Here is a 24,986-nt window from a genome sequence, read left to right on the forward strand (position 1 = left end):
CAAACTCCCTTTAGATTTCAATATTAACAATGCTTTTGATTGCGAAGAACCCTCCAATCATCATCATTGCGCTACATACGGGCATACAACACCAAGCATCTGGTGGCATCCCAATCGTCATCAGTGGAGCCATATAATCTGGGTTAAGCATGGTGATAATCACAGCAATCGAAATTGGCAGGAAGGTCACCACATAGCCAGAATAGCGAGCTTGTGAGGTAAGCACCCGAATTTGGCCTTTGATCCGAACCCGCTCACGAATGGTATGGGCAATCGTATCCAGAATCTCGGCCAGGTTACCCCCAACCTCAGCCTGAATATTAATCGCCGAAACCATCAGATCAAGGTCATCGCTTGGAACGCGGCGCAAGAGATTATTCATGCCATCTTCGAGTGAGAGGCCTAAACCAACCTCTTGGACGACACGACGAAACTCAACTGAAATCGGTGGTGGCGCTTCACGCGAAACCAAATCCATCGATTGGAGCAAACTATAGCCAGAGCGCAACGAGTTGGCCAACAAACCAACCGTATCGCCTAATTGATTATTGAAAGCCTTCAAGCGTGAGCCTTGCTTAAAGCTCACGACTTTATCGGGCACAATAAAGCCAATAATCGCGCCGACGACCCCACCAGCAACCACTGCCAAAAAGTTGGCACGGCCCAAAAAGACCCCAAACAAGGCAAATAAGATCACCGAGCCGAATTTGAACATAATAAATTCAGTTACGGTCAGTTTAAGGTCGGCCTGAGCTAAATCGCGGGCTAAATCTGAGCCTTTTTGACCACGGTTGACCATGGAATCAACCCGACTGGCCAAGGCACTCATACCCCGTTCATTGCTGTCAGTTTGGCTGCGATTGCGTTCGGCAAAGGTCGCTAAACGACCATCAACCGAGTTGGATTTGGTTTCTTTCAGCTTACGAAAGATAATCGCCCCAGCAGCAAAGAGAACTAACGCAATGATTAAGGGAATTGTCCATGGTGGTAAATTTGCCATGGCACTAGTTCCTTTCTAGCGAGTAATGCCGTTTAGTAAAAGCGCTCTGAACTATTGCCAAAGACGTTCGGTGGCAGGTAAATATTCAAGGCTTCAAACCGATCAAGGAAGCGTGGCCGAACCCCGGTTGGCCGGAGCGACCCTACAATCTTACCACGTTCATCGAGGCCAGTTTGCTCAAAGATGAAAATATCTTGGAGCACCACCAAATCGCCTTCCATTCCGGTTACTTCGGAGATGGCCATAACCCGCCGCGAACCATCTTTAAGTCGGGCTTGTTGCACAATCAGCTCAATCGCCGAGGCAACTTGTTCACGGATAGCCTTGAGCGGCAAATCCATCCCCGACATCAAACACATAGTTTCAATCCGGGCAATCGCGTCACGCGGGGTATTGGCGTGTAGGGTGGTCATCGAGCCTTCGTGGCCAGTATTCATTGCTTGCAACATAGCCAAGGTCTCGCCACCGCGACATTCGCCGACGATAATGCGTTCAGGTCGCATCCGCAGGCAGTTGATAATCAAATCGTTGATTGAAATTTCGCCCTTACCTTCGATATTGGCCGTCCGCGATTCGAGCGAAATCACGTGATCCTGTTGGAGCTGAAGTTCGGCAGCGTTTTCAACCGTAATCAAACGTTCATCTTCAGGGATAAATGAGGAAAGCACATTCAATAAGGTCGTTTTGCCCGAACCGGTACCACCAGAAACCACCACATTGATCCGAGCACGAACGCTGGCCGAAAGAAACTCCATCATTTCGCGACTAATCGCCCCAAACCGAATCAGATCTTCGGGGCCAAGCGGCTTTTTGGAGAATTTCCGAATCGTGATGACTGGACCAATCAATGAAATAGGCCGAATAACTGCGTTAACCCGCGAGCCATCTTGAAGCCGGGCATCGACCATGGGCGAGCTTTCATCGATCCGGCGGCCAAGAGGCGACACAATCCGATACAACACCCGCATCGCGTGTTCATCATCGATAAATGTTGTGCCAGAAAGCGTCAGCTTCCCACGTTGTTCGATATAGATTTTGTTTGGCCCATTGACCATAATTTCCGAGATGCTCTCATCTTTGAGCAGCGAATCGAGCGGCCCAAGCCCAACGATATCCGACATCAACGATTCGACCAATTGTTGGCGTTCGACCCGACTTAACACGATATTTTCGCTATCAAGGACGACACTCAAGAGATCTTCGACCGTTTGGCGGATTTTGGTTTCACTTGTGCTATTAACATCGCGAACTTCTTCAGTCAAACGTCGCTGGACACGATGTCGAACATCAAGTAGGCGATCTTGGGCAGAAACTGAAGCAGAGCGCGGAATAGCTCCATCAGGGCGTGTGGCAGCAGCACTCGATTGTGCTGCTGCTGTAGGTTCGGAAGCCGAGGATGGGGACGTATTTCCTGCAATACGCTTTAGGAGCGACATAAGCCACCCTCCATGCGTCTAACGTTTGGTCAATCGGGCGAAGAGACCCTTCGGTTCTTCTTTTTTCGGTTGTTGCGGGCGTGCGCCTTCGCGGCTGGTACGGGTTGTTCCCGAGATGAGATACGCTAGGTTGGCCACATCGATTGAAATTTGATGCCGGGGCTGATCGATAATTAAAGGTACGCCGCGGTTGATCGCATTGACCATTTCAAATGGCGCATTGCCAATTTGGGCCGCAACCTTATGTTGAATATTGGCCTCGACTTGATCGACCCGAATGCCAAATTTAGCATCGGCTTTGTTCAAGACCAACACCAGTTTTTCATCGTTGTAGCCAAGCAACTCGGCCACTTCCAAAAACTGGCGAATATTCTTAATCGACGAGAGTTCCATCGTCATCAACAAAACAATCCGATGGGCTGCATCTAATACGGCCATGGTTTGATCTTGGAAGGATGATTGGGTATCGACCACCACATAATCATACTCTCGCCGCAGGGCTTCAAGCACTGTTCGGACATGATCAGCCGTGACTAGTTCGCCCATTTGTGGGTTAGCCGGAGCCAACAACACCTTGATCTGTGAGGCATGGGTCGTCATCACATCATTCAGCAAATCCTTATCAAGATCGTCAATCCGCGAGGTGAGATCGTTGATCGTTTTGGAACTGTTGATGTTGAACATCACCGCAATATCGCCAAACAGCAAGCTTGCATCGACCAAACAAATTTTACGATTACCAGGCAATAATTTTAATGCAACCGCCAAATTTGAGGCAATTGCACTCTTGCCAGTGCCACCTTTGGGGCTATAGACAGCAATAATTTGGCCAGTTGATTGATCATGTTCTTCAACCTGTTGGGCCGCTACCACAAAGCGTCGTTGGGTTTGCTGCAAGCGATAAACTTCGCGGATGCTACTGGCGAGTTCATCGCCACCAACTGGTTTCGTGAGAAACTGACGCGCACCAGCCAACATTGCACGGCGCAGGTAATCGGTTTCGCCTTGCACGCTCATCATAATGACTTGCGTATTTGGCACCTGCGCCATGATTGCCTCAGTTGCTGCAATGCCATCCATATCGGGCATGTTGATATCCATCAAGACAACATCGGGTTGAATTTGCTTGGCCTGCGTCACGGCCTCGCGCCCCGTTGCTGCTTTGCCGACAACTTGCATATCTTTCTCAAAAAACAATAATTTTTCGAGGTTATCACGAGTATCTGCAATATCGTCAACAATTAGTACGCGAATTTTATCGGACTCAGCCATGCAATTCTCCTTGGTTGTATTAAGGCGTTTGAGTTGGCACTGCTGTTGGCAATGGTTGTTGTTGTGGTGCGTTTGGTAATCGGAATGGAATAACAACTGCCGGCTGTTGTGGAGGCTGTGGTGGTGCAGGAGCATCCAACAGTTTCACAATCATGTTGGGTTGGGCATAGACTTGTGGTACGCCATATAAGCGCATCAACAGATCCATTGTTACCCCAGTTGTGGCAATTCGATCATCTTGATCATCAGCACGCCGCACGACTACATTTAGTTTACTACCAGTTTTAGCTTTTGTATATTCTAACAGCTCGGCTTGTTGGGCAGTCAAGGCCACCACAATTTGCCATTGCGAGCCTTCAGTAAAGATTGGCTCAGGAGTTGCTTGAGGTTCAACGGGATTGCCATCGACAACCACCTCTATGGTTGGTTCAGCCGCAGGCGGGGCAGCACCAGTTTGTTGGCCATCAGGTGAGATTAATGGTGGCGCGACAACCTTCAAAACGGGCACATTTTGGGCTAATACATGGGTGCTAATATCAAGGTATTTTTCATCAACGAGGGTAATTATCCCGTCTTTGTCAATCCCTGTAAAGCGTAAATAGGGTTGTTCAAGGCTATAGCTGCCGAGAATATCAATGTTATTACCTTCGGCGACAATCCCACCAATATCGCTGACAAACATGTTGTAGGCTTTAAGCGATTCTTCGCCAGCCACCGGAATTGGCAGCTTTTCGGCAATCCCAGCGTTGCGGAAGGTTGATTTTTTAATCCGCTCACCGCCACGAATGTCGGTGGTCGTTACCTTCCCTTGAACCACGCTATAAAATTCGGTGTACAGTACATCGTCGGGGGTAACATCGCTAGGAGGAACTTCAAGCGGGTTGAAGTATTGCTCAAGATCCGCACCAGTAATCAATTTGTTGGCTTCGATATCGGTCGCCGCTTCTAAAATTTGCACATTCGGAACCGGCATATTGGTTGGCTCAAGTAATGAGGGGTCTCCACTTGTTTGGCTTTTTTGCTGATTGGTTAAATAAACATACCCGCCAGCAAGCGCGGCTATGAGAACAACGACGGCAAGAATCATGCCCAGAGCTGGGTTTTGGCGCATAAAAATACGTCCTCCGAAACAATATTGGGAGCTCGTGAGGCAAGCGTGCCCCCGTTTTATAGTGAGGTTTGCGGCTATTATACACGATTGATCAACTGTCCATCACAGCTTTGCAAGCAGATCAAGCAGCCTAATGATTAAAGAGTGGTTAAATAATCAGCCAGCATCGTTGATGCTGGCTGAGCACGTAGCGTTTTATTTGGCAATCTCGCGCGAAATTACCAAGCGTTGAATTTCACTCGTGCCTTCATAAATTTCGGTGATCTTGGCATCGCGGAAGTAGCGTTCAACCGGATATTCTTTGGAGTAGCCGTTCGAGCCGAAGATTTGCACGGCTTTGGTGGCTGTCCACATGGCGGTTTCCGAGGCATAAACTTTGGCCATCGCCGCCGCCGCAATATAATTCTCGCCCTGATCTTTAAGCCATGCCGCATGATAGGTCAACATCCGAGCAGCTTTAATTCGCGTCGCCATATCGGCTAAGGTAAAACCCACCGCTTGAAAATTGATGATCGATTGGCCAAATTGTTCGCGGACTTTGGCATAATCCAGGGCCGCTTCATAGGCTCCTTGGGCAATCCCCAAGGCCTGCGAGGCGATGCCAATCCGTCCACCATTCAAGATCGTCATAGCGATTTTGAAGCCTTCGCCAGGTTGGCCGAGCATGCGGCTTTTGTGCACTCGATAGCCATCATACGACATTTGAGCCGATTGCGCCGAACGAATGCCCAATTTATCTTCAACCTTAAGGATTGAAACGCCTGGCTCATGGGTATCAATTAAAAATGCGGTGATGCCTTTGACTCCTTTTTCTGGGGCAGTCATGGTCATCAACAAAATTGTGTCGGCTTTTGAGCCATTGGTAACCCAGTTTTTGGTGCCCGTAATGATGTAGTAATCGCCATCTTCAACAGCGCGGGTTTTCTGGGCCGCCGCATCCGAGCCTGCGCCAGGCTCTGAGAGCGAGAAAGCGCCGAGTTTTTGGCCACTAGCCAAGGGGGCTAGGATATCACGTTTTTGTTCTTCAGTGCCAAATTTTTCAATCCCAGCACATACCAATGAATTATTGACCGAGGCAATGACCCCAACCGAGGCATCAACCCGTGAAAGCTCCTCGATCATAATTGCATATGAAACGTAATCGAGGCCTGCTCCACCGTAGGCTTCATCGATCGCCACGCCCATAAAGCCCAATTGGCCCATCTTTTGCACAATGTCAGTCGGCCAAATTTTATGCTCATCACGCTCAGCAACTGTTGCCCGAATTTCACCTTCGGCAAATTCGCGAGCCGCTTTACGCATAAATTCCTGATCGTCCGAGAGCTTGAAATCCACGTTGATTCCTCCAAAATCTGTCGAATGCGCTTAATCGTGATTATACGCGAGGATCGGCTGATCGTTCTAAATCGACCCAGCGCACTAAACTGCGCAAGGGATCACGCCCATCGTGATGCCAAGCCGCTTGGGGAAAGGCTTGTTGCCCCGCTTGGCAGATACGCATCACGCCAATTGCCGCCAGCGCCTCAGCCAATTCATGACGCTGTGCAGCACTACATACCAGCGTAACACTTTGCAGATGTTGATGCAATGGCTTTAATCGCTGTTCAAACTCAGCCCAATCGGTCACTGGCACAAGTTTAATCAAGCGGCCAGCCGCTGAGGGCAAGGCTTCACGTTGATCAACCACCACGAGCCATGGCTGATCGGGCTGGCTCAACAGTTGAATTGGCTGGCCGCTCAGGGCTTGCCATTCATAGTCGTCAGCACTACGGCGGGTAGCAGCCAGAATCGAGCTACTCGCCGGATAGCGCTGGCTCAAATCAGCCAAGGCTTGGTTTAGGGCAAGCCCCAATTGGCTTAATTGCTCAGTCGTTGGCGCTTCAACAACAATTGCTTGGGGCGAAACGCAGCCTTGTTGCTCCAGTATCACGCTGTCATAGGCCAATTTGCTGGCAATTTCAGCCAAATTTGGCGAAGCCAACATGCTTTGGCTAAGATAGGCCAACGAGTAACGTGAGCCATAATCCAGCCAGCGAATATGCGCAGGGCTACGTTGGCGTACCGCTGCAATCGCTGCATCGCTGGCATTGGCAATAATCGCCTCGGCACTGGCCAAAATTGGGGCTTCGAGCACTTGATCGCCGCCGCTCCACCAGAGCACTGCAATGCTATCAGCCAATTCAGGTAGTTGCTCAATTAAGCTTGTGGCAAAGGCCGCCGCCCACAATGGCTCACCACGAGCCACTTTAACCAAACTTGGCGACTTGACCAGCAAGCCATCGATCAGGCTTTGAATCGCCACCCCAGGCACGTTGCCAGCGCAAATATGCCACGTTAGGCGCGGGCCAACTACGCGACTTTCGCCAACCACACTTGGTCGCCAGCCATCAAGCACCAAGGGGTCGCTAAATTGTTCGTTCAAGCGTTGCCAAAGTTGTGGAGCACGCCAATCGGCCAGCATGCGATCGAGCACTTCGTTCAGCATGGCCAGGCTATAGCCATTAATCTGGGGTAATTGATCGAGTAATTGCCAACGCGGCGGATAATCTGGCGCAAGCCATTGTTGCGCCGCCCGATCGATCGCTGCCACAATTGTGGTGCTCGGGATTCGTTGCAAGGTGCTGGCGCTGGAACGTAAATGCTCGACTAATTGCAACATCTGACTGGGGCTTGGTTGGGGCATAAGCACCCTTAACCCGCCAAATTGCTGGCTGGTTTGAGGCCAAGCAAAATTTGACGGCAAGCAGGCGCTCATTGGCTTAATGCAGCCATACAGGCCTCGCGAATCGCCCAGGCTTTGGTGAGGCTTAGCCCTTGGCTGGTAGCCCATTTCAAGAGAAAATTACGATGAACAGTTCGTTTGAAATCGCCAATTTGCTCAGAATTAATCTGTTGCTCTTCAAAAAATTGCAAAATTGGCTCAGCCTTTGGTGAGCGCGTTACATCAATGTTCCAACGGCCATAGCGTAAAAAACAATGGGCTTCAGGAATCGAGGGTAAATTATTCGAAGCAAGAGTTTCACCCACACCTGGCGTATTCTTGCCATCCATTAGATAAATCCCGAAATATAAATTAATTGGCAAGGCTAATTCGCGGGCCAACTCGGCCAAGAAGGCATGTTTGGTGCTGCTGGTACCACGTTTTTCGCTCAAGACCAAGCGCCAATCGAGTGGGTTGGTATTGCGCCCAAAAGGTAGCGTGGCAATCCAGCGGGCTACTGCTTGATAATGTTCTAATCCTTGAGAGATCAGGCTCGCGCTTATTGGCAAATCGGCATCGAGTGGCACATCAGGCAAGCGTCCAACAATCATGACATCATCTCCATTGAATATGTGGCGATAACCGGACTTGCTTCACGATCGCAAAGTTGTTGTTGGCGAACCCGCCCCCAGCGGTAGTAGCCAAGCCCTTGCGGCGAATTGGATAAACGATGGCAGGGAATAATTAATGCTAAAGGATTATGGCGCAAGGCTTGATTGATCGCATGAGCAGCTTGATACGGCGTTGGCAACGTTTGGGCAAGCTGTTGATATGACCATTGCTGACCAAAGGGAATTTGGATTATTTGTTGCCAAATTGCTTGCTGCTGCGCCGAGCCATGCCAGGCAATTGGTAATGCAAATTGCTGGCGTTGGCCCGAAAAATAGGCCTGATATTGATAAAATGCTTGGTCAAGCAATGTATTTGAGCGATAGAGCAACAAGCGTTCGGGGTAGGCTTCGGTTAATTCAGCCAACAACTCACTATCATCATCGGCAAAACTGGCCAACAACAACCCCTCGGACGCAGCCGCCAGCAGCAAACGCCCAAACGGGCTGGTTTGAATACAATACTCTACGGGCATAATGCTATTTTCTAGTCAGCGGCAAATAGATGGGCTGAAGCTGATCAACCACCCGCAGGCTTACTTGAACGGTGCGTGAAGCAACACCATCACCATTAACCGTAAACTGATAACTATAGGTTCCGGCACTTAGGCTACCAACTTGTGCCTTGATCGTCAAATTGGCGGTGCCAACCACGCTACCACTGCTCGGCGTAACGGTTAAACCCGCCGAAGCATTGCTAATATTCCAAACGAGGGCATTTTCGCTGCCGCCATTGCTCAACGGAATATCGGCCCGTGCCTCGCCACTGCTAACTTCGGCCAATAAACTCAGCGAATTTTGCACATTCAAGCTGACCGGAATTTTCTGCACAATAAAAATTGGGTCGTTGGTCAGCACAATACTAGCGGTTGTGCCATTAATCGTTGGGCTAAACGATTGATTATTGCGGGTGCGGAAAATCCATTGCTTGCCAGCAGTCAGCGGGAACTGAATGGTGGTATTAGCCCCGGGAGTCCAAAGCACATCAATTTCGGTGTTGCCACGGCTATACCGATAGGCATACACGCCGCCAGTGTTATTGCTATTGGCAACATAATTGTGGGTATGCACGCCAGTTCGAATGCCAAGCGGGGTGGCCTCATTCAATAAACCAGCCATGGTTTGAAAAGCGGTGTAAGCTTGTTTTTCTGGCTCAGGCGTATTTAAATCATTAAGCAATTCCGAGCCACTAAATGGGTGCGAACCATTGAAAGCATCTTCAAGTTGCAACCAATTAATATGCTGCACACCTAATTGTTGGGCAATCACAAAGCTACGAATTAGGTAGCGAGCTTGATTTTCGGCGCTAACCACGGGGCAACTGGTCGAGCCAGGGCTGGTACACCAACCAATCTCGGTGATCCATATTGGGGCGCTAGGACGGCCAATATCGTTAGTCAACCAATTACGGGTGTTGAGTAAACGCCCTTCGAGCGTGACGCTTGAAAATGTGCCGATCGCATCGGGGGCAATCGTCGGCATGTAGGGGTGAATTCCCAGCACATCAAAGCTGGTTTTGGCCTCAGGTATTTGGCGAAACACCCCATTTGTGCCATTGAGAAAATCGAAGCCATCGCTAAAGCCATCGAACACATACACCCCGCCAGCTACCACAATCGCCGTCGGATCAGCTTGTTTGATCGCGGTATAGGCGGCGACCAAAATTTCGCCATAACGGCGGCGGCGCAAAGCCTCGTTGTTGTTGATTGAACTCCAGGTAGCAACAAAGTTTGGCTCGTTCCAAATTTGCCAAGCAGCAATGCGCGGCGAGCCTGGGGCATCACTGACTCCATCGCCATCGTAGCGCTCGACCATCCAAGCGGCAAACTCGGCGTATTGGGCCGGATCGCTCGGCGGACACCAGTAGTTGTTATTGCCAGCACACGAAGATTCGCGTGCCCACGCTGGGGTCGTCAGCAGCATGCCAATAATCCCAAGGTTGGCATCGGCGACGGTTTTGATTCGGCTATCGTAGGTGGTGCGAAATGTGCCATTGTTTGGCTCGATTTCGGCCCATGGCAACTCTTCGAGCGACCAATCGGCGTTGGCCGAGGCCATGGTTTGGGCTAATTGCGCCACATTATCGCCACCAGCCACCCGCTCATTTTTGGTGAGGTAGCCATTGATGCCCCAAGGCGTGATTGTGCTGGGCTGAGCAGACGGCGCATCGGGAGCAGCCGGAGCAGGAGTAACAAGCCCAAAGAGCATCACCAGTAATAAACCAAATTTGCGCAAAATAACAACCTCGTGAACAAAAAAAATCAACTGTGTACATTATACACAGTTGATCAATTTGGTGCCGAAGGTGGGAGTCGAACCCACATGAGGTTGCCCTCAATGGTTTTTGAGACCATCGCGTCTGCCATTCCGCCACTTCGGCTTATTGATGTTGTTAACTGGTCGGGGCGCCGCGATTCGAACGCGGGACCTCTTGAACCCCATTCAAGTGCGCTACCGGGCTGCGCCACGCCCCGTCAAGTTCATTGGCTCTCAGTCACGACAGCCGCATTAGATTACCACGAAAGCCCTGCCTTGTCAAATTCGATGATCGGGGATCGGTTGTTGGGGATCGGGGTCTGGCAGAAGGCTATTGTTAACGACAAAGAGCGTTTTTTAACCACGAATGACACGAAGAACACAAAGGGGCATGAGCTATTGGCTTTTGGCTGAAGATCATAGCCGATACCAACCATTGTTCCGATCGCCAATAGCCCAAAGCCATCCTTAACTTTGGGCCTTCTGCTTTTGAATTTAATTCGGGTCGGTATAGCGTGACCAACTACCGTCGTTGGTCATAACCCAAATGCGGTCTGGGCGACCTTCGAGGGCTGGCGAGAACAACATCATGCCGTTGGGAAAATATTGCACCACGCCAGTAATTGGATATTCGGGGCTATTGGCCCAACTTAACGCTGAGCGAATGGCACTGATCGTATGCCAGAGCGTGCCAAAACCACGAATTGGCTCCAATTTTCCAGCCGGCGCAGTTTCGCGCGGTTCATCATATGAGGGATCGTTGGGGTTGGCAAAACTTTGCCACGAACCGCTAGCTGCCGCGCCATAATAAACATAAATTTGGTCGCTATTGCCCACCCAATACATCATCCCGCCATCAAAATATTGAATTGAGGCGGTGCTAGCGGCCTCGCCACTACTCGGGCAGCCCAAGGCTTCGGCAATGTTGAGATTCGTGCGCCAAAGCGTGCCAAAACCACCTTGCAATGGCCCAACACATGCCGCCAAAACCGTTGGCGTTGCCACGATTGGGGTTGGCGGATTATTGGTTGGGGCTGACGTAGGGCTTGACGCTATTGGAACTACTTGGGTTGCAACGGGCCGAGCAGTTGTTTGAGCAGCTTGGCTTGGTTGTGCAGCCTCAGCTGTAGGGCTAGGAGCGCTCGCTTCAACCGTGGCGGTGCTGCTGACAGGCATGGTTGCGGTTGGTGTTGGGTTGATTTGGGCAGCTAAAGCGGTTTGGGTTATGCCAATTTGGGCAACTTGGGTTTGATATTGGCCACGTTCGGCGGCTTCAGTTGCAAGGGTCTGTTTGGCCTCTTGACGATTATCCAAAACAGTATCAGTGACAAACATCAGCACGCCGGTAATAATCAAGCCAATTAACAAGAGAATTGGCCATGTTGAAGGGCGTTTACGGCGAGTGATAGCCGATGTTTGAGTCGCCCCTTGGGCTTTGGCTACAATTTGCTCGGCGGCCACACTTGGAATGACGACTGCTTGCTTGGCTCCAGGTGGCGGAGTTGCGGCAATTCCAGTTGGCGAACCAATTGCTTCATTCAAAGCGCGGGCAAATAGGCCCGCCGATTTAGTCCGATCAGCAGGATTTTTAGCCAGTGCCGCGCTGAGCACTGCATCAATCGATGGTGGCACATGTGGGTTGCGCAACGAGGCTGCTTCGGGCACACGCGAAAGGTGCGCCAGCAGAATATCAGTCGTTGAGCCATCGAAGGGTCGTGCCCCAGTCAACATGCGATAGGCCATCACCGCCAGCGCGTAGATATCAGCCCGCGCATCAACTGGGCCAATTTTGCTATCGATCTGCTCAGGAGCCATATAATCGGGCGTGCCAACCATCACGCCGGTGGTCGTAAGGCCAGGGGCATCAAGCGATTTGGCAATTCCAAAATCAGTCAAAACAACCTGATTATCTGCATCGAGCATCACATTACCTGGCTTGATATCGCGATGCACCACCCCGCGACCATGGGCATAATCCAAGGCACTAGCAACTTGCCGCACAATTTCGCCAACTCGTTCTGGCGACAACGTGCTATCAATTAATAAACTATCTTGCAATGATTGCCCAGTTAGCAGCTTCATGGCGATATAGACCACGCCATCAGCTTCGCCAACATCATAAATTGGCACGATATGCGCATGTTCCAAGCGAGCCGCCAAAATTGCTTCACGCCGAAACCGCTCAACCAGGTTGGCATCGGCAACATATTGAGCATACAACACCTTGAGCGCCACCAATCGACGCAACATTGTATCCTCGGCCTCGAATACTGCGGCCATGCCGCCACGCCCAAGAATGTGGTTAATCTTATAGCGCCCAAGTTGCTTGCCGATTAAATCTTCGATGCGCATGCTTCCTCCACCCACCGTTGTTTAGAATGAGCCATGATGCCCAACCGTTGTAAGAACTGCTAAAGTTTGTTCAGCACAGCGCTGCCATGTCCATTGTTTGGCCCATGCTAAGCCGCGTTGAGCAAAATCGTGGCGTTGCTGTGGGTTTTGCCAAAGCTCAACAATCGCTGCGGCAATTGTAGCGGTTTGGCTTGGCTCAACCAACAAGGCTGCATCGCCAGCAACCTCAGGTAGGCTGCTTACATTGCTGGTAATCACTGGAACGCCACTGGACATGGCTTCCAAGACGGTCATGCCAAAGCCTTCGTAGAGCGATGGCAATAGATAGATTGTCGCACCACTGAGCAGCGCTGGTAAATCGTCGTCGGCCACATAGCCTAAAAAGGCCACATGCTCGCTGATTCCTAACTGTTGAGCTTGTTGGGTAATTTGTTCGGTTAGCCAGCCAGTTTTGCCGCCCAAGGCCAAAATCGGCAAATCAGGGCAGCGTTGGCGGGCTTGGGCATAGGCTTCGATCAAGCGCACCAAATTTTTGCGTGGCTGAATTGTGCTGATAAATAATAAATACTCGCCGTGTAAGCCATATTTGGCGGCAGTCGCCTTGGTTTGCTCGCTCGAATGGGGATAAAAACGCTCGTGCACGCCGTGGTAGATTACGCTAATTTTTTCGGCGGCAATGCCTGTGTAGTGCAACAGATCGCGCTTGGTGGCTTCGGAGATCGCAATAATTTGGCTAGCCATACGAGCGCTCCACAAGGTTGAGTAGCGCAAATACAGCCGTTGGCGGGCGGGGTGCGATTCAGGGTGGTGTTCGTAGCCCAAATCGTGAATCGTCACAACGCTCCGACGCGGCGGCAAACTTGGCAAAACATGGGCTGGCACAAATGCCACATCTGGCCGATCGATCTGCCATGTTGGGCCAAGCCGCAAGTGCGTCCATAAACGCGGCGCAGGAATCGGCTTGATCCGCCAATTGCGGCCTAGTGGGGGCAACGCTGCGGGGAGTTGATTCACATATAAACAATAGTGGTTGGTACGGTCAGTTTGAGCCAGCGCTCTTACTAATTCAGTTGTATATGATTCGGTGCCAGTGCGCTGCCCAACCGCCAAACGACTAGCATCAATTGCAATCTGCATACAGCCCTATTTCTCGCCAAAACTAGCTTAGGCATTGTAGCATATCGCATTTGGGGTTGATTTGTTAAATGCATTTACCGTATGCCTCATCCCCAACCCCTCTCTTTTCAAGGGTAGGTTTTTAAGATTGGGTGGAATTCGCCGTCGATGTTCATTCCCTCACCCCCTAGCCCCCTGTCCCGCCCGCGAGGCGAGAGGGAAGCCTGCGATCATGATCATTGGATCTCCCCTCTCCCACCGCAGTGGGAGAGGGGTCGGGGGTGAGGGAACTTAAAACCTACTTTGAAAGGCGACGGGGTGAGGGGTCGTAACGATCGCAAACAGGAGTTTTAGGGATTTTTGACTGGTTGCAATTTGCCGCGAATATCGCCATAGAAGGTTTGGCCTTTGGTGTGCAAATTGAAGTAAAGCTCACTTTGTTCGGCAATGTGCTGCATGCCTGAAATTGTTTGAACTTCATCGGGCAAGCCTGGCACAATTGGGCAACCAGCTGTGAATAAACCTAACACGCCCGAGCCTGCTTCGCTTTCCTTTTCGATATCGGTGTTGGTTAGCTCGACCGAAAACGTCCCATCAGCCAAATTTTCTTGAATATTGCCCGAGAAAGCGAAGTCGATCAAGATTGGGCCAAGAATATCGGGCTTGCCACAGTGAATATGAAACATCACCACATCTTCGGGTTTGACGTTTTCGAGTTTAACATCAACATAGGCCTTGCTGAGATCTTTGGTAATTCGCAAAAAACCGTGGCCGCGTGAAGTCCGATTGGCGCGAGGCTGCGATGGAGCGCTTGAAAGTAGCTCGTCGGGCGTAAACGCTGGAGCATCTTCTTCTTCGCCCGGCTCTTGGTGTGGGCTTAAAAATGCTTCATACACATAGCCAATTTCTTGCCCACGGCTGGGATCAAGCGCCGTATCGAGCGCTGGATTATTGGCTGGCTGACTGGCGGTGGTGTTGCTGGCATGCGCCATTTGGGTGTGAGCCGCTGCTGGAGCCGTCGTTGCACTTGGTTGGGTCGATTCTGCCGATTGACACGCTGCCAATAATCCAATCAAGGCCAATCCTGCAATTCCACGAGCCATCGCTTGCTTGATCATAAACACACTCCTAATATGTTTGATTTTTTTGATTCAATCCTGCGCCGCATGACTGCTATTATCGCAAATGACACACTGTGTGTCAATACCCAAAATTTTATATAGACAAGGGGGAAACATCGTTGATCTCTGAACCATACATCCTTATGTTCTATGTTCCCAAGTCGGCTACATATATAGGCTCATGACCAATTACGCCAAGCTCAGTCGTAAGGCTGAACCTTTCGTTAAGCGAATGAGTAATATACATAACACCTCAACGCTCATTCCTCAGGGCCAATTGGAGATTAGAACTATGAGCCGACTCTTACTTCGCAAACTTGCGTTGTTGATCGTGTTAGTGCCGGCATTACACTTTTTAGGGGCGTGGTATGCCTATCGTCAACAGGGCTTTTTTTATCCACCCAAAGAAGTGTCAACTCAAACAGGCAATGGATTTGATGTATCGTATGAGATTGATGATCGTCCATTTATAACCCATTATCGTGGCGTGATTAGCGCCATGATCGATGGCGATTTGGGGCGGATTGAACGGACGAAAGTCGCTGAATATATCGATGATTTTATTGTCCGTTCGGCGCAATTGTTGGGCGTGGCATTTCTCGCAACGATCGTTCTTGGCCTGGGGATGTGCTTGTTGTCCATTTCGCCGCGCACTGGGCGGGTCTCGCCGACAATGGTCACAATCTTTACCTTGGGCAATGGCATCCCTGGCTTTTTCTTGGGCACACTGTTAGTTTTAGGGTTGCTCTATGTCAAACGAGTTGGCTGGACCAACCAAGTGCTCTTGCCAGTGCAAGGCTATAGCACCTCCAAACATCTGATTTTGCCAGCATTAACCTTGGCTTTGCGTCCGGCGTTTTATATTGCCTCGATTGGTGCGAGCTTGCTCGAACATGAATTTCAGCAAGATTATGTGCGAGTTGCCAAAAGTAAAGGCTTGCGCTGGCGCACAATCGTCCGTCGCCATGCCATCCCCAATGTTGCGCCGGCGGTATTTGCTAGCTTAGGCCGTGGCCTACAGATGGTGGTTGGTAGCTTAATTTTGGTCGAAGCGTTGTTCGATTGGCGCGGTACAGGTTGGATGTTATTCAATACCCTGACCAATTCGCGCTCAATTACTTTTTTCAACCCCTTGATTTTGGCTTTACTGCTGGCCATGACTGGCGCTATTTTGATTTTGGTCGATTTACTAGCCTCGATGCTGAGCTTATGGATCAACCCGCTTGGGCGGCAAGCTAGTGTAGGGAGAGGCTAATGTTTAAAAATCTGCCATTGACCTTTGGTTTAAGCATTGTTGGCTTGATGCTGCTAATTGCGATCTTCGGCCCAAGCCTTGCTCCCCATGATCCAGTCGAGGAACATCGTGCTTTTCGCTATGAGGGCCAACTTTATGGCGGCCCACCGATGGCAGCCTTGCCACCCTTCAGCCACCCCGAATATCCTTTGGGCTTCGATGATATTAGCCGCGACTTGCTCAGCCGTTTGTTATGGGCAGTTCGGCCAACTTTAGTGCTCTGTACAATTATCGCGGCGGTGCGCTTACTGCTTGGTTTGGTGGTTGGCGGGGTGGTTGGCTTTTTGGGGCCACGCGTGGCAAGTTGGTTGGATACAATTACCACCATCACCAGCTCCTTGCCAATTTTGATTGTAGCCTTGGGTTATTTGATTTGGACTGGCGGCAGTGCCGTAATTGTCTATCAAGGGGTTAGGCCGATCACTGCCAATAATGCAGGTTTAACGGCGTTTATTGTTGCTTTGTGTATGACTGGCTGGGTTAATAGCGCCAGCGTGGTGCAAGGCTATGTGCAAAAGATTTTGCATGCGCCCTATTTGGAAAGCGCTCAGGCAATTGGCTTGAATCGCTGGCAAATTACGCGGCGCTATATTTTGCCTCAGGTTTGGCCGTTGCTACCAATGTTGCTTGCCAGCGAATTAACCGCCGTCACCTTGATTGTGGCTGAGCTTGGCTATTTGGGCTATTACATCGGCGGCAGCTATATTTACACCGATAAAACCACCGACAGCCCTTTACCCGATATTGTCAAGCAAAAAGCTGGTCAGCCTGAGCTTGGGCAGATGCTCTCAGACTTTTTTGGCCAATATAGCCGTGCGCCGTGGGTTTCTATTTTTGCTGGGCTTTTGATGGTCTTGCTGTTGGTTGGTTTTACCCTGACCAGCGAAGGCTTGCGCCGCTCGTTGGATATTACACGGCCTCGCCGCTGGAGTTGGCGCAACCTGTTACCACGCAAAACCAGCAAAACCAGTAAATCTAAGCTGAATCAAGCGGCCTAGAGCTTTGCTATCGCCAATCATTTTTTCGTGTCGCTCACCTGTTCCACCTCAGCGCCGGAACGGGTACAATAGAGAGAGCAACATACTAAACATCACGGTTATCGACCGTCACATAAGGACTAGATCAATGACTCACCCGCTGCTGATTGGGTTGAATGCCCAACAACAACGCGCAGTCCAAGCGATTCATGGGCCAGTGTTGGTGCTGGCTGGCCCAGGCTCGGGCAAGACCCGCGTGCTGACTCATCGGATTGCCTATTTAATTAATGAAGTTGGGGTTCGCCCCTATAACATTTTAGCCGTCACCTTTACCAACAAGGCTGCCCGCGAAATGCGCGAACGGATTGGAAACTTGATTGGCGAAAGTCGTGCTCACGATGTAATGATGGGTACATTCCACTCAATTTGCGCCCGTTGGTTGCGCCGCGATATTCAGCATCTGCAACGCGCCAACGATTTTGTGGTTTACGATGCCGATGATCAGCAACGGGTAATGAAGCAGATTTTGCGCGAATTGGATTTAAGCGAGAAGCAATATAATCCGCGTTCAATTCATGCCCGCATCTCCGCTGCTAAAAACGAAATGATTGGGGTTGCTGAGTTTGCCCGCAGCGTTAGCAGCTATTTTGATGAAATTGTCTTGCGCTGTTATGAGCGCTACGAAAAACAATTGTTAGCCAATAATGCCCTCGATTTTGATGATTTGCTGCTCAAAACCGTTAATTTATTCGAATATCATCCCGATGTGCTAGCGCGGTATGCCGAACGTTATGTGCATGTCATGGTCGATGAAGTGCAAGATACCAATCGGGTGCAATTTTCGTTGATCAATCAAGTTGGTGCAGGCCATAACAACTACTTTTTGATCGGCGATATTCAGCAATCAATTTATGCTTGGCGTGGGGCGAGGTTGGCGAATGTGCGCGAATTTGAAGAAGCCCACCCTGATGTGCAAATTATTCCACTGGAGCAAAATTACCGTTCCACCCAACCAATTCTTGATGTCGCCCAATCGATCATCGATGCGGCCTATGATCGTCGCCATACCACCAAAATCTGGACTGATCAGCAGGATGGCGAGTTGGTTTCGTTGGTCGAGGCCTATGATCACAATGAAGAAGCGCGTTGGGTGGCCGATGAAATTATGCGTATTCGCGGGCGTGAAGGCCGTTCGCTCGACGATTTTGCTGTGATGTATCGCACCAACGCCCAATCCCGTGCCTTTGAAGAGGCCATGATCAGCCGCAACCTGCGCTATCGATTGGTCGGTGGCACGCGCTTCTACGAACGCAAAGAAATCAAAGATGTTGTGGCCTACCTACGAATTATCCACAATCCCCACGATGAAGTTAGTTTGCTACGGGTGATTAACGTGCCAGGCCGAAGCATCGGCGATCGCACTCAGCAAGAGCTATTGCAATGGGCACGCAATCTCGATGTCTCAATTTGGGATGCCCTCGAACTGCTAGCTACTAACGAAGCCCAAAGTCCGCCGATCAGCGGGCGAGCACGCAACGCCGTTGAGCAATTTCAAAAACTGGTAGCAAGCCTACGCGATCTGCGCCACGATTTGATGCTCGGCGAGTTGATTCAGCGCTTGCTTGAGCGGGTGCCATTGCAAGAGTTGCTGGTGGCAGAATATGGCGAGGAAGAAGGCGCTGAGCGTTGGGAAAATATTCTCGAATTGCAAAACGTCAGTATGGAATATCTGGCCCTGCCGACCGAGGATCAATTGCCACGCTTTTTAGAAGAAGTGGCCTTGGTTAGCGATGTTGATAGCCTTGATTCCAACAAAGAGCGCGAGCCTGGTGTGACCTTGATTACCTTGCACCAAGCCAAGGGTTTAGAGTATCCGGTAGTATTTTTGGCTGGCTTAGAAGAAGGCTTGTTGCCGCACGGACGCTCAGTTGACGACCCCGAAAGTATCGAGGAAGAGCGTCGTTTGCTCTATGTTGGTACAACCCGCGCCAAACAACGACTGTACATGCTCTATGCTTTCAAACGAGCAACTTGGGGCCGCACCGATATCACGATTCCTTCACGCTTTTTGGGCGATATTCCCAAAGATTTGCTGCAGCGCACGCCCACCCGTGAAGTCAAACAAATGCCAGTTCATGCCGCAAGCCAATGGCAAAGCAGCACGCCGCAACGCACGCGAGGCACGCAACCAAGCACCAGCAGCATGTGGAGTGGCGCGAGTGGACCAGTCCGGCCAAAACGCCCCGAACGTGAGCCAAGCGCCGCCAGTTATAGCGCTGGCGACAAAGTGCGCCATGCTAATTTCGGCGAGGGCGTGGTGGTCAGTAGCAAAATGGTCGGCGACGACGAAGAAGTTACCGTGGCGTTTCCAGGCAAAGGCGTGAAAAAGCTCTTGGCCGCCTTCGCCAAGCTCGAACGGGTTTAGCTGTGGTTTAGGAGGATGCGATGAATCAAACAACGTGGGATGCGGTTGATCAGTATATTTCCGATCGATTAGTCCAGGCTGATCCGGTGTTGGATGCAGCGTTGCAGGCCAGTGCCGAAGCAGGTTTACCACCAATTAATGTTGCGCCCAATCAAGGCAAATTGCTGCATCTATTTGCGCTGATGTGTGGGGCTAAGCGCATTTTGGAGATTGGCACGCTGGGAGGGTATAGCTCAATTTGGTTGGCTCGCGCCTTGCCTGCCGATGGCAAATTAATTACTTTGGAATATGAGCCGCATCACGCCGAGGTTGCCACAGCCAATATCGCCAAGGCAGGCTTGAGCCAAAAGGTTGAAGTTCGGGTTGGCGCAGCGCTCGATAGTCTAGCTCAGTTGGCTGAAGCAAAGATTGAGCCATTCGATCTGATTTTCATTGATGCCGACAAGCCCAATAACCCGCACTATTTGGCGTGGGCACTCAAATTTGCCCATGTTGGCACGGTGATTATTGGCGATAATGTGGTGCGTAACGGCGCAGTCACCGATCCGAGCAATCCTGACCCAGCAATTCAAGGAACCCGCCAGTTGTTTGATGATTTAGCTTCGAACCCCAAGCTGACCGCCACAGCCCTGCAAACTGTTGGCAGCAAAGGCTACGATGGCTTTGCAATTGCGATTGTCCAGCAGCTCTAAACATCAATGAATCCAGCCATAATTCAAGCCAGTTGATTAATCTCAACTGGCTTACTTGTTTAAGTGCATTTCGATGACATAATCAATCTCGATTCCATCGTTGCTGGCTCGAAATAATTAATTTCTGCTTGATTTTGATCCTATATTTCTCCATTTATTGTCATTTAGGGGGTGCAGGGGGATGAAAACACCCTGCGTTCCCCGCCTTGAGGTGGGGCGGATGGGTGGTGATCATAGAAATCTGGGTTGGATGTACAAAACTCGATCATAGGGCAAATTGTTTAACGCTGCAATGTTCAGTCGTTGGGCGGTACAATCAAGCCCGATTGATTGGCATAATGCGTTTGATTAAGGAGGATGCGATGCAAGACGATCAGATGGTGCTACGTGAATTGGTCACAACCTGGATTCAGGCGACCGAAGCTGGCGAGGTGAGCAAAATTTTGGCGCTGTTGGATGATGATGTGATTTTTTTGGTGGCTGGTCAAGCGCCGCTGCGTGGTAAGGCAGCTTTTGTCGCAGCCTCGGCGGGCTTGAGTCAATTCGAAATCAAAATCAATTTTGAAATCCAAGAAATTAAACTTAATGGTAAATGGGCGACCTGCTGGAATCAGTTACGAGTGCAGATTCAGCCGCCGCATGGCAAACCGCCGATTGTACGAGCTGGCGATAGCTTTTCGTTATGGCAAAAACATGCCCATGGCTGGCTATTGCTGCGCGATGCCAATATGCTCCAAACATTGAAAGAGGCATAATTATGTATATTCCCAACCATTTTGCCGAGCCAAATCCCGAGGTCTTGCACGAATTAATCCAACGCCAACCCTTGGCGACGATTATTACGCTTGGCGCTGAAGGCATTAATGCCAATCATATTCCGCTGTACCTCGACCCTCAAGCGGGCGAGTTTGGCACACTGTATGGCCATGTGGCACGAGCCAATCATATGTGGCAGGAGCATGATTCGCAACACGAAGTTTTGGCGATTTTCCATGGAACTGATAGCTATATTACGCCAAGTTGGTATGCTAGCAAAGCCCAAACTGGCAAAGTTGTACCAACTTGGAATTATGCTGTGGCCCATGCCTATGGCCCTTTGCAGGTGATCGACGACCCACAATGGTTGCGCCAACAGCTTGAGCAGCTGACCAACCACAACGAAGCTAGTTTTGAGCATCAGTGGCAGGTTGCTGATGCGCCACACGACTATACCGAGGCTCTGCTCAAAGCAATTGTTGGCATCGCTATTCCAGTTACTCGTTTGCTTGGCAAATGGAAAGTTAGCCAAAATCAGCCGCAGGCCAACCAACAAGGCGTAATCGCAGGTTTAGCGGCTAGCTCAGAGCCAAATGCCGCCGCCATGATTGATCTGATCAAACAACGCCAATCGTCTTGACAGCCCTGTATACTAGCCAATGTAAGATGCTGTGGATTGTTAGACCCTTCCTTGCAGCTACCCAGCAGCTCGATATGCTCTTGTTGCCTTGACCCACTGCGTTTTTCGCACTTGGGTCAATTGATTTGGGATTCTTGTTTTAGGAAGGAGTATGCACATGGCTCAACGTTTATGGGCACGCCGCTGGGCGAAATTTCAAGCAGTTGGCTTGATCCTGCCAATCTTGGCGGCCTGCGGCGCAAGCACAACCGAGGATCGCACGATTGCCTTGGCAACTGTGCCACCACCAACCGCCACCGCCACAACCGCACCAACCGAGGTTCCAGCAGCTACCAGTGAGCCAACCGTTGCCGCAACCAATCCGCCTGCTGCGACTGCGACCACTGAGGCCTCTCCAACCGCCACCTTTACCCCAGAGCAAGCCGAACTCGAACGGCGTTTTCGAGCGGCAGTCAGCGATGCCGAAATTGCCGAACCCAGTGAAATCTCAGATAAGCTGACGATCGTTGATCCCAGCAATAGCAACCTCGTGTGGGATGAAGCAACAGGCCGCGTGTTGGTGGCGACTTGGACATCGTGGAATGGCTACGACAATTTAGTGGGTCAAGAAACCACGACCACCCGCGAAACTTGGGTGACCGCCGTGCCCGAAATGCAAACCTTTTGCAAAGCCTATCTACCAACGAGCGATGTACCATTAACCTTGCGGTTGGAGCAATTGCTGGGATTACCTGCCAACAACGGCAAAAATCGGATTGTGCATTTGTGGGTTCCAGCCGAAGATCTGTTTCGACCCAGCCCCGACCCTGAAATTACGGATAATATTGCCCAACTCGAAATGCCCGAACCAAGCGCCTTCCCTTCGCAACAAGATTATGAATTTAGCCGCGATTGGTTCAATCTCCAACGCAGCTTCTCATATGATCCCAAAAATGGCTACCCTTGGACGCGGCTTGGTTATACGTATGATTGGGGCAATCAGGCTAGTGAGGTTGGTTTGAGCGAATTTGTGGTTTGGGCCAAAACTACGGTTAAGGTCGAGAGTGTGACCCAAAACGAGGATTATTGTCGCCCATAAACAGGCGGTTAAGCATCTGCAACCACACGAGCTAGCAAACTACGGTATTGTAATCAGAGCAAAGAACATAGATGTAAGGTTCACTGGATTAACAACGGCCCGCATGCCCTCACCCCCTGCCCCCTCTCCCGCCCAGCAGGCGAGGGGGAACCGCTCCATCATGATGATTGGGACTCCCCTCGCCTGCCGCAGTGGGCGAGGGGCTGGGGTGAGGGAAGGAGAGAACAGTTTTTAACCTCATAAACCATTACACATAGAGCAGAGGGCTATTGGGCATCGATGAGAAACTTAAGATCAGTATAGCCAAAAGCCGATAGCCTCAGCTTCGCGGTTTCCGCCCTTTATGGCTCGTAAGGATTAAACGATTGAAGCGCTTATTACAATTATTCTACGCTGAGCGCTGGCAAGTGCTATTGGTGATTGGGCTTGGTTTTGCCACGGTTGGCAGTAGCGTTGGCCTGATTGCGACCTCGGCCTATTTGATTGCCAAAGCCGCATTAATGCCCTCGATTGCTGAGTTGCAGGTGGCGGTTTTGGGCGTGCGCTTCTTTGGGATTGCCCGTGGCGTGTTACGCTATGCTGAGCGCTATCTCTCGCATCGTTTGACCTTTCAGATTTTGGCTCAATTACGTTCGTGGCTATACGCAGCCTTGGAGCCGCTAGCCCCCGCTCGTTTGCTGCACTATAGCCGTGGCGATTTACTGACGCGCACTATCAGTCATATCGATAGTTTGCAACATTTGTATGTGCGGGCGATTGCTCCGCCGTGGGTCGCCTTATTGGTCGCCTTGGCAACCAGCCTCTTGATCGGCTCGTTTGTGTGGCAATTGGGCTTGGTATTGTTGCTCTGCCATTTGTTAATTGGTGTAGTCGTACCAGCCCTGAGCCTGCGTCAAAGCCGTCAACCTGGAGCCAAGGTTAATCAACAAAAACAGGCTTTGAATCAGGCAGTTGTCGAAGCAGTTACGGGCAGTGCGGATATTATGGCGGCCAATGCTGAGCTATTGGTTCAACAGCAGCTGACTCAATTAAGCCAACAACTGGCTACCAGCCAACGCCGCTTGACCAATGCCCGCATCACCAGCACCAGTTTGCTGAATGCATTGGTGATGCTGAGCACCTTGTTGATGGTGGGATTGGGTAGTTGGTTTGTCGAACAGGGCCAGCTTAATCCATTGTACCTAGCCGTGATTGGGCTGAGCACCTTGGCCAGTTTTGAAGCTTTGGGTAATCTGATTCAGGCAGCACATATTTGGCAGAGCAGCCAACAAGCGGCCAAGGCCATGTTCGAGTTGGTCGATGCCCGACCTGCGGTCAGCGATCCAGCTGAGCCAAGCAAGCTCTCAACGTCAAGCCAAATTCGGTTTGAGCATGTGGATTTTGGTTATGTAGAAAACCAGCTTGTGCTGCGTGATTTGAGCTTTGAGCTAGCCCCTGGTGAAATTGTGGCCTTGCAAGCGCCAAGTGGCGCGGGTAAAACCACCGTTGCCCAATTGTTACTACGCTTTTGGGATGTGCAAGCGGGCGCGATTTATCTGGGCGATTGTGATATTCGCCAGTTGCGTTTAGCCGATTTACATCAGCAAATTGGCTATGTTTCGCAGCATACCGAGCTATTTAATGGCAGTTTGCGCGATAATTTACGCCTTGCTAATCCCGCCGCCAGCGAAGATGATCTAGTACAAGCCTTGGAAGTCGCTCAACTCAGTAATTTACTGGCCAAACTCCCAGCTGGTTTGGAGACATGGATTGGTGAGCAAGGAGCCAAATTAAGTGGTGGTGAACGCCAGCGTTTGGCTTTGGCGCGGGTACTACTTAAACCAGCCCCAATCTTAATCCTCGATGAACCAACCGCCCAGCTCGATTATGCGAATGAAGCAGCTTGGTTAGCAGCGCTCAAACCTTTGCTGGCTGATAAAACGGTGCTCTTGATTAGTCATCGTAGGGCCGTCCAAGCGCTGGCTGATCGCAGCATTTACTTAGAGGTGTCAGATACTCGTTCGCAATGAGTTCGATTGGCGCGAAAGCCTCGGCTTGGTGATTTAGTTAGACAAACGCCAAACCAGATCAGCAAGCCGAGGCTTTGCTTTT

Annotated in this window: 20 protein-coding genes and 2 tRNA genes; 8 read left to right on the forward strand and 14 right to left on the reverse strand. The window is 50.6% G+C overall.

The window, feature by feature from the left end; all coding sequences use genetic code 11:
- Window positions 1–10: 10 nt before the first annotated feature.
- The 14 genes from DEF47_RS19270 to DEF47_RS19335 form a co-directional block, all read right to left on the reverse strand.
- The gene (locus DEF47_RS19270; protein WP_012192136.1) at window positions 11–1,000 is read right to left on the reverse strand and encodes a type II secretion system F family protein; all 990 of its coding nucleotides are present in this window, start codon (window positions 998–1,000) and stop codon (window positions 11–13) included.
- Window positions 1,001–1,032: 32 nt separating this feature from the next.
- Window positions 1,033–2,436 carry a TadA family conjugal transfer-associated ATPase gene (locus DEF47_RS19275; RefSeq protein ID WP_012192135.1) on the reverse strand — a complete coding sequence of 468 codons (1,404 nt, stop codon included), beginning with the start codon at window positions 2,434–2,436 and terminating at the stop codon, window positions 1,033–1,035.
- A gap of 18 nt (window positions 2,437–2,454) precedes the next feature.
- Window positions 2,455–3,708 (reverse strand): CpaE/TadZ family protein, encoded by a 1,254-nt coding sequence (locus tag DEF47_RS19280; RefSeq protein ID WP_012192134.1) that lies wholly within the window; start codon window positions 3,706–3,708, stop codon window positions 2,455–2,457.
- 19 nt (window positions 3,709–3,727) lie between these two features.
- A complete protein-coding gene (locus DEF47_RS19285) occupies window positions 3,728–4,819 on the reverse strand; it encodes a CpaB family protein (RefSeq protein ID WP_012192133.1) in 1,092 nt (363 codons plus the stop codon).
- Between the two features lie 195 nt (window positions 4,820–5,014).
- Window positions 5,015–6,154, reverse strand: a complete 1,140-nt coding sequence (locus tag DEF47_RS19290) for an acyl-CoA dehydrogenase family protein (protein ID WP_012192132.1) — start codon at window positions 6,152–6,154, stop codon at window positions 5,015–5,017.
- Window positions 6,155–6,194: 40 nt separating this feature from the next.
- Window positions 6,195–7,502 carry an acyl-CoA reductase gene (locus DEF47_RS19295; protein WP_012192131.1) on the reverse strand — a complete coding sequence of 436 codons (1,308 nt, stop codon included), beginning with the start codon at window positions 7,500–7,502 and terminating at the stop codon, window positions 6,195–6,197.
- Between the two features lie 68 nt (window positions 7,503–7,570).
- Window positions 7,571–8,131 carry a hypothetical protein gene (locus DEF47_RS19300; RefSeq protein ID WP_012192130.1) on the reverse strand — a complete coding sequence of 187 codons (561 nt, stop codon included), beginning with the start codon at window positions 8,129–8,131 and terminating at the stop codon, window positions 7,571–7,573.
- Window positions 8,128–8,664, reverse strand: a complete 537-nt coding sequence (locus DEF47_RS19305; RefSeq protein WP_012192129.1) for a methylated-DNA--[protein]-cysteine S-methyltransferase — start codon at window positions 8,662–8,664, stop codon at window positions 8,128–8,130. The genes DEF47_RS19300 and DEF47_RS19305 overlap by 4 nt, the downstream gene beginning before the upstream one ends.
- A 4-nt stretch (window positions 8,665–8,668) precedes the next feature.
- Complete coding sequence (locus DEF47_RS19310; protein ID WP_012192128.1) at window positions 8,669–10,423, reverse strand: BACON domain-containing protein; 1,755 nt, start codon at window positions 10,421–10,423, stop codon at window positions 8,669–8,671.
- A gap of 59 nt (window positions 10,424–10,482) precedes the next feature.
- Window positions 10,483–10,568, reverse strand: a tRNA-Leu gene (locus DEF47_RS19315).
- Window positions 10,569–10,585: 17 nt separating this feature from the next.
- A tRNA-Pro gene (locus DEF47_RS19320) sits at window positions 10,586–10,662 on the reverse strand.
- Window positions 10,663–10,939: 277 nt separating this feature from the next.
- Window positions 10,940–12,796: a serine/threonine-protein kinase gene (locus DEF47_RS19325; protein ID WP_012192127.1), complete on the reverse strand. Its 1,857-nt coding sequence runs from the start codon at window positions 12,794–12,796 to the stop codon at window positions 10,940–10,942.
- Window positions 12,797–12,817: 21 nt separating this feature from the next.
- Complete coding sequence (locus DEF47_RS19330) at window positions 12,818–13,933, reverse strand: glycosyltransferase family 4 protein (RefSeq protein ID WP_012192126.1); 1,116 nt, start codon at window positions 13,931–13,933, stop codon at window positions 12,818–12,820.
- Window positions 13,934–14,262: 329 nt separating this feature from the next.
- Window positions 14,263–15,030, reverse strand: coding sequence for a CHRD domain-containing protein (locus tag DEF47_RS19335; protein ID WP_012192125.1), 768 nt, complete (start codon window positions 15,028–15,030; stop codon window positions 14,263–14,265).
- A gap of 295 nt (window positions 15,031–15,325) precedes the next feature.
- Here DEF47_RS19335 and DEF47_RS19340 point away from each other — a divergent pair, with 295 nt between their 5' ends.
- From DEF47_RS19340 to cydC, 8 genes are all read left to right on the forward strand, one after another.
- On the forward strand, window positions 15,326–16,288 hold the full coding sequence (locus DEF47_RS19340) for an ABC transporter permease subunit (protein WP_012192124.1): 963 nt from the start codon (window positions 15,326–15,328) through the stop codon (window positions 16,286–16,288).
- Window positions 16,288–17,325, forward strand: a complete 1,038-nt coding sequence (locus tag DEF47_RS19345; protein WP_012192123.1) for an ABC transporter permease — start codon at window positions 16,288–16,290, stop codon at window positions 17,323–17,325. The genes DEF47_RS19340 and DEF47_RS19345 overlap by 1 nt, the downstream gene beginning before the upstream one ends.
- Window positions 17,326–17,452: 127 nt before the next feature.
- Window positions 17,453–19,729: an ATP-dependent helicase gene (locus DEF47_RS19350; protein ID WP_012192122.1), complete on the forward strand. Its 2,277-nt coding sequence runs from the start codon at window positions 17,453–17,455 to the stop codon at window positions 19,727–19,729.
- Between the two features lie 20 nt (window positions 19,730–19,749).
- A complete protein-coding gene (locus tag DEF47_RS19355; protein ID WP_012192121.1) occupies window positions 19,750–20,421 on the forward strand; it encodes an O-methyltransferase in 672 nt (223 codons plus the stop codon).
- A 362-nt stretch (window positions 20,422–20,783) separates the two neighbouring features.
- On the forward strand, window positions 20,784–21,176 hold the full coding sequence (locus tag DEF47_RS19360) for a YybH family protein (RefSeq protein WP_012192120.1): 393 nt from the start codon (window positions 20,784–20,786) through the stop codon (window positions 21,174–21,176).
- A 2-nt stretch (window positions 21,177–21,178) separates the two neighbouring features.
- Window positions 21,179–21,817 carry an FMN-binding negative transcriptional regulator gene (locus tag DEF47_RS19365; protein WP_012192119.1) on the forward strand — a complete coding sequence of 213 codons (639 nt, stop codon included), beginning with the start codon at window positions 21,179–21,181 and terminating at the stop codon, window positions 21,815–21,817.
- Between the two features lie 157 nt (window positions 21,818–21,974).
- The gene (locus tag DEF47_RS19370; protein ID WP_012192118.1) at window positions 21,975–22,895 is read left to right on the forward strand and encodes a hypothetical protein; all 921 of its coding nucleotides are present in this window, start codon (window positions 21,975–21,977) and stop codon (window positions 22,893–22,895) included.
- A 365-nt stretch (window positions 22,896–23,260) separates the two neighbouring features.
- Complete coding sequence (gene cydC, locus DEF47_RS19375) at window positions 23,261–24,904, forward strand: thiol reductant ABC exporter subunit CydC (protein WP_012192117.1); 1,644 nt, start codon at window positions 23,261–23,263, stop codon at window positions 24,902–24,904.
- Window positions 24,905–24,986: the final 82 nt, after the last annotated feature.

It is taken from the genome of Herpetosiphon sp., from assembly GCF_003512625.1.
GTDB classification, from domain to species: domain Bacteria; phylum Chloroflexota; class Chloroflexia; order Chloroflexales; family Herpetosiphonaceae; genus Herpetosiphon; species Herpetosiphon aurantiacus.